This is a genomic window from Pseudomonas sp. G(2018) (assembly GCF_005502415.1).
Lineage (GTDB): Bacteria > Pseudomonadota > Gammaproteobacteria > Pseudomonadales > Pseudomonadaceae > Aquipseudomonas.
In genome coordinates, this window is sequence record NZ_SCOO01000030.1 from 16,710 (window position 1) to 29,363 (window position 12,654).

The window sequence follows — 12,654 nt, forward strand, 5'->3', positions numbered from 1 at the left end:
CCTTAGCAGCAAGTGGCTGCAACGGGGGTGCTTGTGAGCTGCTTTTCAAATGGCAGCCCCCTGCCGCAGCCTTCGAACATTCCAAAGTGCTTGTTGAAGGTACCAATGAACTGAAAATGCGAATTAAATCGGGTGTCCTGCAGCATTCGCCAGGAATTACCACAGACAGGAAAGATACGACCAGTTTCAAAACGGTGATGCTTGTCTAATACGAACGCTGCAGGTGCACCTGGGATACTGCCTTGATAGATTACTGCCTGGCCGTAGTCCTCGCAGGCCAATTCCAAATTATCAAGTTTGAACAACCGGTAGGTGGCTGAGAAGAAGCGAACGTCACCGAGTTTTTCTGCCAGAGTGGCATCAGTGATCTCAATTGGCCGATCTTCGACCAGCCGCGGGTCATTAAATCCGTATCGACGAGCCAGATTCTCAAAATCGTTCCAGTACATCGCCCCGCCTAAACATTCGCCATATAACACTTCATCCTGACGGAGTGATTCCGGTAAACGACGATCAGCGTAGATGTCAGAGAAATACAACTCACCACCCGGTTTGAGCAAGCGATAAGCCTCACTCAACACACTATCCTTGTCTGGGGAAAGGTTGATTACGCAGTTGGAGACAATTACGTCAAATTCGGCATCAGCTAGCCCAAGCGCACCAAGGTCCTCGATGTAACCTTCGAGAAACCGCACATTGGAAAACCCGAACTGCTCTGTATGATAATCGAGGTATTCTTTGGCTACAGCTAATTGTTCGGTTGTCATATCGACCCCAACCACCGCACCGTTTTCCCCCACCACCTGCGCCAAGACATAACAGTCACGACCTGAACCACTGCCGAGATCAAGTACTCGACAGCCCTCCAACAATGCGGGAGCAACCAGACCACAGCCGTAGTAGCGAGCGCTGACCTCTGGATGGATATTTGCTAAAAACTGCTTAAGCCATGTGGGTACATCGGAGACATCACAGCATGCGCTGGTTTTCAGGTCCTCGTTGCTTTGCAGGACTTTGCCATAATAATTCTGAACAGATTCGCGCATGTGATTCCTCTGTGACCGTGATTCAAAACGTTAGGAGCGGCGAGTCACTCCGTTTGCAACCAGGTCAAAATCCTGGTGTGCCGTTGAGTACTGCTCCCGGTACTGATGAGTCGACTCCAGATTTGTTACAAAGTCTTTTTCTTGATCCGCCAATTGATCTCTAAAGGAGGTAGATTCTCAACCAGAGTTTGGGGGGGGCAGCGTTCGCTGAGAGCCGCTCAGAACCCATTCGATAAGGAAAGTACGAAGCAGTCGAGAAATGAAGCTAGTATCATATCGCCATTAATGCGACCAGAGATTCATTCATGACTTACCTTAAACTTTGATAAGCGGACAAAACATTATTATCAGAGATTCTCGAAAAGAGGATTAGTCGATACAAGTGCTAATATATTAAAAGCCTCTTTTGAAATATTCTTGTGCGATGAGGGCAGATTATAATCTGCCCTCATGTCAAAATCATTGCAGTCCGACCCTGACGTCCTAAGTTGTGAGTGGAATTTGGCCTTACGGTTATAATGCTGCCGGTGTTAGGTCTCTGATGTTGGGCCAGTTCAAGTTGGCCTTGTTTATATTGCCGGGGACATCGTCTAACCAGCGGGCTTGGGCTTCTTTATGTACATTCAGGTATAGTTTTCCATCCACAACGCGCCACAACTGCGGATTTACATCCAGTTTTTTCCCGAATACGACGCCCATTGCACAGAAACCACCGAAAGCAGGTTTGTACTTTTCTGGATTTTTCTTGAAAGCGTCTCGATTATCGGCGTTAGCAAATCGATAGGTTGTTCCTTCGTTAACATCAATGAAATTTGATGTGCCGAGCTTCGGCCCTCCAGGAGTGAAGTATGAGACCGGGTCGTATCCTTGAAGTGCGATGCCATTGCTGTCGACATTCATCGCACTCGTAGACTGTTCATCATAAGCATTAGCAGTCAAGGGTATCGAGATTGATACCATCGCTGCAACCATCAGCACTGCAGTAGAAGCGATGATATTACGTCGTGAGATATGAATAAACGCTTTCATGTGGACCTCCAGAGTCACTAGAATTATGTCGCTTTCGCTGGTTATTGATGAAAAATCAGCGTCAGACGACTATCGATAGACTACATCTCTGCTTGATACGCATGGCAACCAAACGTATCATAATATGCACCATTCGTATCGATTAAGATCTCATGGACAGACTGACGCATTTGCTGGACCAGTTCTCCTTGCATGCTGGAGTTTTTTATTCCGGTACAATTTGTGGGGAGCAATCCTTTCAGGCGATACCTTCGCGAGGTCATGTTCATCTGGTGAAGCGCGGGCCAGTCAAGCTGATTGGCGCTCAAGTAGACGTGATTGATGTGATTAATCCAACTTTATTGTTCTTGCCGCGACCTGAGCCCCATCGCTTACAAGCAGATGAGTCCGCGGGAGCTGATATTATTTGTGGGACAGTTCAATTTGATGGTGGCCGAGCGAACCCCATAATAGACTCACTTCCCAATATACTAATGATCGAAATTAGTGTCCTCCCTGGAGCTGATAGCGTAATCAACATGATGTTCGAAGAGTCTCTTTCTATGCGTAGTGGAAGACAAGCTGTAATGGATCACCTTTGTGAAGTACTGATGATTTTATTACTTCGCTATTGTGTCGAACAGGGATTAACGCATGCTGGTACATTGGCGGGATTGTCAGATATCCGATTAGCCAAAACGCTCATTGCCGTGCACAATAATCCTGCTCACGAGTGGGATATAAGTTCTATGGCATTGCTTGCGGGGATGTCCCGCGCTCGTTTTTCCTATCACTTTCGCCTGGTTACAGGTGACACTCCTGCTGATTATCTTGCCTCATGGCGCGTCATGATTGCGCAGAGACTTTTGATGAGAGGATTGCCTCTTAAGCAGGTTGCTTACGATGTCGGTTATGGTAGCGCTAGCGCTTTGACTCGAGCTTTTTTCCGTAAAATAGGTTGCACACCAAATGAATGGATCAAGCAATAAGTAAGTGAGGCGCAACAAAGGAATCTAACCTTGAAGAGACATTAAACGTTTCAGCTGCCCGGCATTTTTTCCGAAGCTATGATGATTAGCGTGCACGACTTATACCTCGTCACATCAAACGATATTACCTCTAAATTTATATAGTTCAGTTATAGACGCCACTTCCTCTGCAATTTTCAATATAACTGGCGACAGACTCATTTTATTTAAAGTGCCAATGACTCCCTCATGGAGATATTGCTACGCCCTGTCTACAAAGCACCTTAAGGTGACCGCTCCCAACTAGAACCCTGCTATTAATTTATTACCGTTTAAATATTTCTGTTAAAGTGGGTTGTCCAAACATTTTGCTATCACCAGTAGTTTCGTGCAAGACGCGCATTTAACAATCGATGATAAGCATCATATATTAACACTGCTCGATGCATTTCTTTACCGCGATATTGTACTTAAACTAGCGACCGAAAAATTTGACCTCACGCCATTAATCAATCGCTTTTTATTAAGAATTTAGCACTCTATTCAATCTCCTGATGTAACTCTTGAGTCACTGCAGCTATAATCTATCTTGTTGGTGGAGCTCAGCTTCTTAGCATGTTAAAAGCCGGTTAAATGCTGCGATATGAGAAGCGGTTCATTATCGCCAAGGAACACTATTTTTCGAGCAGATTTGGATGTACCAAGATACTGTTCCCAATCCAGTCACGACAATATCAAACAATAACAACCGAGTGGACAACCTGCTGATGGACATACAATATTCATGTGTTGGATGTGGTAAATGCTGCAATGATCACCATGTTCCATTGACGCTTAACGAATCTAAACGATGGGCGACAGATGGAGGGGCAGTAATCATATTGGTAGAAGCGTTTCTTGAAAATGGTTATGGCATACCAGAACATCAATTGAACCACGCACGCAGTCGCTCCCTTCTGGTCTCAAGTGGTGAAGCCAGAGCTTATATTGCGATTACATTCGCTGCGTACAATGCCGGCCCATGTCGAAATTTGAATTCAGATAATATGTGTAACATTTATGAGCGTCGCCCGTTGGTGTGCCGAATTTATCCAATGGAAATTAATCCTCACATCCCATTGCGACCAGTTACAAAAGACTGCCCTCCGCATTCATGGGAGGCAGGGCCAGATTTGATTATTGGTGGCAAGCTGGTCGATTCTGAGTTAGCGACTCTGATCGAGCAATCCCGACAGGCGGACCGGGACGAAATCATTACCAAGGAAGCGATTTGTACTCAATTGGGTATCTGCACGACTGCGTTGAAAGGCGATGGTTTCGCTACCTACTTACCAGATATGCCATCTTTCGCCGCAGCGATAGAGCAGGTTCTGGGACAGTCGATTATTCCTCCCTCCGAGTCCAACTGGTGCTTTCAACTTTCACGCGACTCTATTACAGACGCAATGAAACTTCATGGCGCCAAAATATCGAATTCCGGCACAGGTATCTATACCTTTATCCCATTGCAACAGGTAAGCTCAGCACTTGGAAAGTGATGTGAAATAGCGCTCTGCTACAAGCGCGCAGCGTGTTTAATTCGACGAACTTATTGTGTTATTTGCGGCGCGTCAATGAGTAGAGCAACGGTTAGATAGTTGTCTTTAAAGTGCGATTTCAAAAAATGCGCCAGGGATGGCATACATTTCTTAAATTGCATTTACAAACTGTGCACCACTTGATGCAACCCGGTGTATTTATGAGGTTTTTTGGTTTGACACATCATTTTCAATTTAAAAAAAAGGCCGTATAAATACGGCCTAAAGTCGGAGAACGAGGAGCGACCCCTATTTTTCACCCAGTCCAGAGTGAAAACCTTAAAATTGACAATGCAAATAATCTTTACAGTTTGACCTGTATCAGCGCCAACTTATTTAGAGCTTCTCTCAACACAACCCCTAAGATACTGTTTAGATGACGACGACCTCTCTGTAGAGAGCAACTTCAATGTCTCGATGAATCTCCACGTCGAAAGGTATCCAGTGCCAATCGATCCTGATCCCGAAATGCTATAAGCACGAGGCTGCCAGCAAATATAATCAAAGAAGGATAGAAAAGTACATTGCTGCCCTCATACATCCAACCCCACGGATCAACAACAGACTTCATAACGGCAAAGAGCGAGGCCGCGTTTAACAAAAGTTGTACGGGGTAGGTCCAGCGCCGTGCCAAACCCCAAACCACCAACAGCCCGACCAGTATTTGTAGCGCCCCAGCCACCTGAAGGGCTGAATCTAACGTCAGGACCCCAAAATAAAACTTGCTCGCGACTGCCTTGCTATGCTCCAGGTTGAAAATCTTATCTGCCCCCCAGATAACGAGTAACCAACCAAGTGAGATTCTTAAAAACAGCAGGGTCCAATTTTTCATAACGTTATTTTTCCGTTTCACACCTATACCGGAATTTGGTCTAGGTCATAGTAATAGGCGCCTGAATACATGCGTCATTGTTTGCTGGCTCTATGACGAGTCATGAACCTTCGATCCAAATAGTCTTTCCACTTTCCTATAAAAGATCCTTCTGCAATAAATCCCGCCCAACTCATCATCGCTCCTCCCTCACCGTCGGATAGCAAGGCTAGCGCAATTCGTTGCGGAACGTAGTTGGTAAATAGCTCCCCTTTAAGCGCAGACGCCAGGTTGGCAGCCAAAACAGGTCCTTGTCGGACTGCATAGACACCATTTCGTGGGGTGTCAACAAGGTTGGCGCAATCACCTGCTGCAAAAATTTGTGGGTGAGAAACACTCTGCAGTGTGGGCGACACCTGGATGAATCCCTGTTCATTACAGCTAAGACCAGACTCGCAAAGCCACCCTAACGGGCTAGCGCCAGTGGTAAGGATCAGTCTTACACCTCTCCAAACAATTTCACCTTTGGATATGAGTGCCCCTCCTAGAATTCGGTCGACCGGGCAGCGCTCGTGGAGCTCAACACCCAGTTGATGTAGATGCCTAATTGCAGCACCACGCAAAGCAGGTGCATGTCCCGCCAAAATATTCGCGGCGCTAAAAAGCGCTAGCGATGGCACTGTTCGAGCTAGTGCTAGAGCCAGCTCTACCCCGGCGGCACCACCTCCTAATATCGCAAGTCTCTGAGGTTTCTTTTGCCATTGCTCCCAGCGTGAGATAAAGCTAGAAAATGGCTTAACTGGTAGCAACTCCATGCCTGCATCCTCCGATTCCGGAGGTCTAGGTAATGAGCCTAAGTTTAGTGAAATCCATTCACTTTGTAGCGTTTCACCGGTATCTAGGTGAAGTAAATTAGCTTCTGGTTGGAGTGATGTAACGGCAGAGCTTATAAACTCAATACCTGCTGCCTGACAAAGAGGTTGCAAGTCAATACGGCACTGATCAGTTTTGTAGCGACCGGTTAACAAGCCCGGAAGCATGCCGGAATACCAAGCGTGTTGATCGGGAGAAATTAAACCTATCCGTCCACCGGGAGGTTTATCGCCTGCCCACAAACGCAGAACACCGAGGTGCGCATGACCCGCTCCCGCGAGCAACAAATCGAATTTATTGCTCACGAGATTTTGTCGCTCGGGGCCAGTGTCTCAGCCGGACGTTGACTTCGACCTAGACGCCATTGATGAAACTTGCCCAACCAGCGCAATGCTCGTTGGGGGGCGTGCGCCCTCTTCCATTCACCCGCCGCATACTTGTTAGCTTCAGCTAGTGTGGGATAGATATGGATGGTGCTGAGGATTTTGTTAAGCCCGTAACCATGCTTCATCGCCGCTACATATTCGGTGATTAGGTCACCGGCATGTTCACCAACTATGGTCACGCCGAGGATACGATCTTTGCCTGGCTCTGTTAGCACCTTGACGTAACCATGTGCGGCCTCATCAGCGATGGCGCGATCGAGATCGTCAAGTCCATAGCGAGTAACCTCATAGGCAATGCCTTGAGCTTTAGCATCCAATTCGTTGAGACCTACACGCGCCACCTCAGGATCAGTAAAGGTGGCCCACGGAATCACTCGGTAATCCACCTTAAACCTTTTAAAACCACTAAATAGACCATTTACGGCGGCATACCATGCCTGATGCGCCGAGGTATGGGTAAACTGATAGGGGCCAGTAACATCTCCTACGGCAAAGATGTTTGGGAAGCGCGTAGCCAAATATTCGTCGGTCTCCAATGTGCCGTTGGCGCGTACCTCGAGCTGCAGCTCCTCAGCGCCAAAGCCTTTTACGTTAGCGACCCGCCCCAAGGCCAGCAGTACCTCGTCGAAAGGTAACAGCACCTCTTCACCATCAACCAAGTTGCTACATACGAGTTGTCGCTGACCATTGGCCAACTCAAATCGCACAGCTTTGTGTTGGAGACGTAAATCAACACCGTCACCGCGCAGGCTAGCCATCACCGCTTCGCTGGCTTCGATATCTTCACGAATAAGGAGGCGTTCGACCATTTCAACCTGAGTAACAGCACACCCTAGGCGCTGGAATGCCTGCGCCAGCTCACAACCAATCGGCCCACCACCGAGAACTAGCAGCCGCTTAGGACGCTCGCGCAGATCCCAAATATTGTCAGAGGTAAGCGGCTCCACCAATTCGATACCTGGAATTCTAGGCACAAGCGGCCGTGCGCCTGTAGCGATGACAATGGACCTCGTGTTCAAGGTTTGGCCATTGACTTCGACTGTCCATGGTGAGGTTATCTTCGCCTTACCCTCCACAACCTCAACACCGAGCCCGGTATAGCGCTCGATGGAGTCATGGGGCTCCACCTCTGATACCACTCGCTGAACACGCTGCATAACTGCGGCGAAATCCACCTCGCCACTGACGTTTTTGAAACCCAATTGCTCCGCCTTCTTTAGCTCATTGGCTAACTTGGCCGAGCGAATCAACGCTTTTGAGGGAACACAGCCTGTGTTTAAGCAGTCTCCACCCATTTTGTTTTTCTCGATAAGGGTTACCTTGGCCTTTACCGCCGCGGCTATATAAGCCGATACCAAACCGCCCGAACCGGCACCAATCACCACTAGATTTCGATCAAAAAACTTGGGCTTGACCCACCCTGAATAGACCTGGCGAGCCTTGAAAAAGCCAAGCAGCCTTCGCGATAGAATCGGCAATAGACCTAGCAGCACAAAAGCACCAAGCAATCCCGGTGACAGAATCCCAGCTAGAGACTCCAGTTGTCCCAATTCTCGTCCCGCATTCACGAAGACTAATGTGCCCGGTAGCATGCCTAGCTGACTGATCCACCAAAAGGAAGAAGCTGATAATTTAGTCAGGCCCATGGCCAAGTTGATCAAAAAAAACGGAAATACTGGTACCAAGCGTAAAGCGAATAGATAGGAAGCCCCTTCGCGCTCAATGCCCTTGTCGATACCCGCCAAGCGGCGACTAAATTTTGCTTGCACCCAATCGCGCAACAGGAACCGGCTGATAAGCATGGCCAAGGTTGCCCCCAGAGTCGAAGCGAACGACACCAGTAAGGTGCCGCCAAGCAAACCGAACAATGCCCCTGCGACCAAGGTCATCAAAACTGCGCCGGGTAGTGAGAGTGCGGTGACGACGACATACAGTAGAAAGAATATCCCCCCAATTAAAAAAGGATTGGCCTCAACCTGGGCGTTCAACGCAGCTTGTTGGGCCTTAAGGGTCGATAGATTGAGATATTCACCAAGATCAAGGGCAAAAAAGCTGGCTATCAAGCCAAAGATCACTGCCAGTACTAGTAGCTTACGAACATTCATGGGAGACAGGCATCCTGTAGAGGGTTGGATTGGCATAGATGAAATCCGTGCAGCAGCGCCGAATGAGGCGTGCCGCTGGGCCCTTCGATCAGACGGTTCCAATATGAATAAGCTGCGGGGCTTTCTGATGGCCACTGTCGGCTGAAGTCGAGGAGAAAGTTTGTCTGGTCATAGACCAATGGTATTGCTTCCACAAATAGGTCATTTAACTGCGTTCTATATATCGCCAACGGATGTTGAGAGTTCGCGATTCGACTGACCAAGCCATAATGCGTACCGGCAAAATTGGGCATACCGGCTGCGCCGTTGTTGATTACAACGCCCTCTGCCATCTTCAGTGCAGCCGGTGTGCATGTGTGGCTAGTCGCAAGTACCGAGACCCGTTGTTCGGTCATCCAGGTAGCCAGTTGTCGACGGCGAGAGGCGTTTTGTAAGGCCTCACGCGAACACTGCCAACCAGCCAGAGATTGCTCATCCCCATGAGTAATGGCTATACGATGACCATTTACGTTCACCAACGCGTAGGCCGGCCTGCTTGCCATTTGCTCGCGGAGCCCAGGCAAGCCCATGAGCGTTGTACGCAAAGTACGATGTATAGCGTTGGACCAGTCAACAGTGTGTTCCGCAACGCTGTCAGGATAAGCGCAGCCACAGCCAGCGCCATTATCCCCACTACGTCCGAGCTCGGTTTCAACATTCCCGCGCAGGGGTAAGTGCTTAATGAGCCGTTCTTCTATCTCGAGGAAAAGTTGCTGATCGCGATCAAACCAATGCGCGTCACCGTTGAATACAGCTTGCGCACCCGGCTCCTGCAGTAACAACTGTTCAAGCGCATCCAACGCCTGGAGATTGCCGTAAAGTCCTCCTACTACGTAGAGGCTCTGGCAACTCAGCTGTGTCTCACCACTGAATGCCGCCGAAGATAGCCGGTAATCCAACGGGCAATCGCGACCAGGACGCAAAGTCATTTTCAGGCCTCGCCACGCGCCGGATAATCTTTGGCAATGATGTAATCGACTGCTCCAAGAATTTCATCGAAATGAGGGCGAGCGAAAGGCATGGTATTGATTGAGGCCATGTACAAGGTGCCATTGGGGCGGATCAGATATACCCCGGGCTCCGAGAACAGCGCGGGCTCATCGGAACCTGGTGTAGCTTTTGAAATGTATAGACCCCAGCGTCTAGCCTCCTCAATGCTCAAGCCGTAGCCTAGGCGTACGTTATTGATCGTCCAAATCTCTTGCGTTTTCTCGGCGCGCTCCCGGCTGTCACTAGAGAGAGCAATGACTTGAACACCCTTTTCGGCAAAACTTCCCACATGCCCGTTGAGCTCTTGCAGAGACTTACGGCAAAGCGGGCAATGCAGCCCTCTGTAGAACACCAATAACGTAAAATTCGCAGGGGGTTCAGCATTGAGGGTCCATTGCCCTTCCGGCACAAGTGATACATTCAAAGACGGCACTGGTTGACGAGGCATCAGCAACAACATAGCAATCTCCTAACAGTTCTCAGGTTGAGGAATTAACCCAGGCAACAGGTAGCCCAGGGTGCACAGCATTAAGCCGTAAAGATTGGCGCCAAGAAGCAAGGCATATTTACCCTCACCAATGGCCCAGCTTTCCGGTACCCAGCCAAGGACGAGTGATACACCCAATGCCATGCCAATCCAGAAGCTCAAGTGAAAACTCAACCAAGTTGGGCGCACCAAACCATGAAGGATGAAAACGGGAGCAAGCCCTATCACCATCGTTCCACTGATGGTGGTTGCCTTAAGAATATCGGTACCGGCCATCATCGGTATGTTGCCTAGTACGGCAAAAACCACCATCGCCGCCATTCCAGCGCCGATAGCCTTCCGCCCTAGGTCATGTCCGGCTAGTGCTGGCAATTCACGCCCAGCCAACTTGGCCAAACTGGAGAAGGTCGAGTCCAAGGTAGATCCCGCCGCAGAGACCATCACCACTGTCATCACCAGCAGGGCCACTACACCCATAGATTTCGCCAGTGCTGCCGGCACGTTGTCCGATACAGCGATATGAACCAGGCTGGCGTGAACCCCAATCAAGCTGAAGGCGAGGATCGAGAAAAAACCCAACACGCCGGCGATTACAAAGGAGCGGCGCATGGTTTTCTCTTCACTGATAAAACCGCGATCTGTTAGTACTGGGTCGTGGAACGGATAACTGAACACCTGTAATCCGGCGACAAGCAGCAGATCCACACCCGAATCGAGTGCCCAATGACTGGTACTGGCCAGTTCGATTGCACTGTGTTGTGGCAACACCAACCCGAGTACCCAGATCAGTGCTATTAAAAAAATTGCTGCTTGCGCTGCATCGGTCACGATTGAGCTGCGTAGACCGCCACGCAGGCTGTAGGCCAGGGTCACTGCGGTGAACAATAAGGCCGCAGCAATGAACGACAGACTGCCGGACTCTCCATAGTACCCCCCTACTACCGCCGTATTACTCCACACCTCATTGAACAGGCGTATCAAAATCGCGGCTGTAAACGCGAGAGCCGCCGCCCGCCCATAGTGACTAGTCAAAAAGCTCACAAGGCTGGTAGCGCCAAAACGTCGGCGTAATCGAAAGATGACGAATCCGGCCAGAGGAATTGATAGCCAGTAGGTCGCATACGCCAGACCACCCACCAGACCATAACTGGCCCCCAGATTGGCAGCATTGGTCACTGATTTTGCAAAAATCCAGCTAATGAAAATGCTGGAGGTCAGCAGCCAGGGCGCTGCACTGCGACCTTTTGCATCTTCTCCGTGAAAAAAGCCTCCTACGGTTACTGCGCGTGGTGACAGGGCGATCATAATCACGCCATAGACCACCAAAAAACCCCAAAAGAACACACCCAGTAAGCTATTCGTCTCCATTAAGATCATCCCTAGTCCTTGAGTGCGCCAGTACAACTTGAACCTTGACCTGCGGTACAGGCGTAGCAATGATCTCGAGTAACAATCGGATTACCTTCTAAACTTTGGGCATTGAGCAAATCACGCAAATGAGGTCGATCGCGACCGATCAGGTCTGACAGTGGTAGTTCGAGCATCTGATTGAAGTCGCAGTCATATAGATAACCCTGCCAGTCGACACTGACCAGGCTGCGGCACATTACGGCTTCGAGATTCTCTGGGCGGTAGCTGTCACGCAACAATTGCATGTAGCTGTTGAATTGACCTTTACTCACCAGGGTGCTGCCAAAGCGGGCAATCGGTTGGTTGGTAATGGTGAGTAGGTGGTTGAAGTGAATACCAAAGTCCTCGGCCAGATGGACTTTGTAGTCTGCTTCAAGCTGCGCCTGAGGTGGGGGAAGATTTGGGCCTTGCGGGTTGTAAACCAAGTTCAAGGTAAGACCACTGCCGTCGATGCCGTACCCCAAGGCATTGAGTTTTTTAAGCCCCTCAATGCTGGCATCGAAAACGCCGTCACCGCGTTGTTTGTCGACGTTTCCCCGTGAGTAGCATGGCAAGGATGCACTGACTTCAACCCGCTGTTGCGCTAGGAAGTCGGCTAGATCCTCATAACCCGGCTCACTCAAAATCGTCAGATTGCAGCGATCAATTACACGTAAACCTTCGCGCCGCGCATGGATGACAATCTCCCTGAAGCGCGGATGCATTTCAGGCGCTCCACCCGTTAGGTCGAGCGTATGAACCGGATGTGCATCAATAACCTGGTGCAGCAACACGAGACTTTCATCGGTCATGGCTTCAGTGCGTGTTGGCCCGGCGTTGACATGACAATGCAAGCAGCGTTGGTTACACAAATAGGTAAGATTGACCTGCAGGGCTTCTAGCTGACCTCGGCGTATTGACGGGAAATCTAGAGCGTTCAGGAGAGGTAAGGTCGCGTGCATAGCAAGGGTTACT

At 49.4% G+C, this 12,654-nt stretch carries 11 protein-coding genes; 2 read left to right on the forward strand and 9 right to left on the reverse strand.

The genetic code is table 11. The annotated features are described in order from the left end of the window. Positions 1-2: 2 nt before the first annotated feature. Entirely contained in the window at positions 3-1,046 is a 1,044-nt protein-coding gene (locus FFS64_RS23545; RefSeq protein ID WP_137807344.1) for a methyltransferase domain-containing protein, read from the reverse strand. 513 nt (positions 1,047-1,559) lie between these two features. Next, positions 1,560-2,075 (reverse strand): YHS domain-containing (seleno)protein, encoded by a 516-nt coding sequence (locus FFS64_RS23550; RefSeq protein ID WP_137807345.1) that lies wholly within the window; start codon positions 2,073-2,075, stop codon positions 1,560-1,562. A gap of 152 nt (positions 2,076-2,227) precedes the next feature. Here FFS64_RS23550 and FFS64_RS23555 point away from each other — a divergent pair, with 152 nt between their 5' ends. Together FFS64_RS23555 and FFS64_RS23560 are read left to right on the forward strand one after the other, a co-directional pair. Further along, entirely contained in the window at positions 2,228-3,043 is an 816-nt protein-coding gene (locus tag FFS64_RS23555; RefSeq protein WP_137807346.1) for an AraC family transcriptional regulator, read from the forward strand. Between the two features lie 746 nt (positions 3,044-3,789). Next, positions 3,790-4,560 (forward strand): YkgJ family cysteine cluster protein, encoded by a 771-nt coding sequence (locus FFS64_RS23560; RefSeq protein ID WP_137807372.1) that lies wholly within the window; start codon positions 3,790-3,792, stop codon positions 4,558-4,560. A 445-nt stretch (positions 4,561-5,005) separates the two neighbouring features. Here the strand turns inward: FFS64_RS23560 and FFS64_RS23565 are convergent, their stop codons facing one another. The 7 genes from FFS64_RS23565 to arsS form a co-directional block, all read right to left on the reverse strand. Further along, positions 5,006-5,431 (reverse strand): DoxX family protein, encoded by a 426-nt coding sequence (locus FFS64_RS23565; RefSeq protein WP_137807347.1) that lies wholly within the window; start codon positions 5,429-5,431, stop codon positions 5,006-5,008. A 74-nt stretch (positions 5,432-5,505) separates the two neighbouring features. Beyond that, complete coding sequence (locus FFS64_RS23570) at positions 5,506-6,588, reverse strand: FAD-dependent oxidoreductase (protein ID WP_137807348.1); 1,083 nt, start codon at positions 6,586-6,588, stop codon at positions 5,506-5,508. Next, positions 6,585-8,774, reverse strand: a complete 2,190-nt coding sequence (locus FFS64_RS23575) for an FAD-dependent oxidoreductase (protein WP_137807349.1) — start codon at positions 8,772-8,774, stop codon at positions 6,585-6,587. The genes FFS64_RS23570 and FFS64_RS23575 overlap by 4 nt, the downstream gene beginning before the upstream one ends. Next, positions 8,771-9,742 (reverse strand): hypothetical protein, encoded by a 972-nt coding sequence (locus FFS64_RS23580; RefSeq protein WP_137807350.1) that lies wholly within the window; start codon positions 9,740-9,742, stop codon positions 8,771-8,773. Before FFS64_RS23580 ends, FFS64_RS23575 begins: the two co-directional genes overlap by 4 nt. Positions 9,743-9,744: 2 nt before the next feature. Next, positions 9,745-10,263 (reverse strand): redoxin domain-containing protein, encoded by a 519-nt coding sequence (locus tag FFS64_RS23585; protein ID WP_137807351.1) that lies wholly within the window; start codon positions 10,261-10,263, stop codon positions 9,745-9,747. Positions 10,264-10,272: 9 nt separating this feature from the next. Continuing rightward, the gene (locus FFS64_RS23590) at positions 10,273-11,658 is read right to left on the reverse strand and encodes a sodium:solute symporter (RefSeq protein ID WP_137807352.1); all 1,386 of its coding nucleotides are present in this window, start codon (positions 11,656-11,658) and stop codon (positions 10,273-10,275) included. Between the two features lie 11 nt (positions 11,659-11,669). Next, positions 11,670-12,641, reverse strand: coding sequence for an arsenosugar biosynthesis radical SAM (seleno)protein ArsS (arsS, locus tag FFS64_RS23595; protein ID WP_137807353.1), 972 nt, complete (start codon positions 12,639-12,641; stop codon positions 11,670-11,672). Positions 12,642-12,654: the final 13 nt, after the last annotated feature.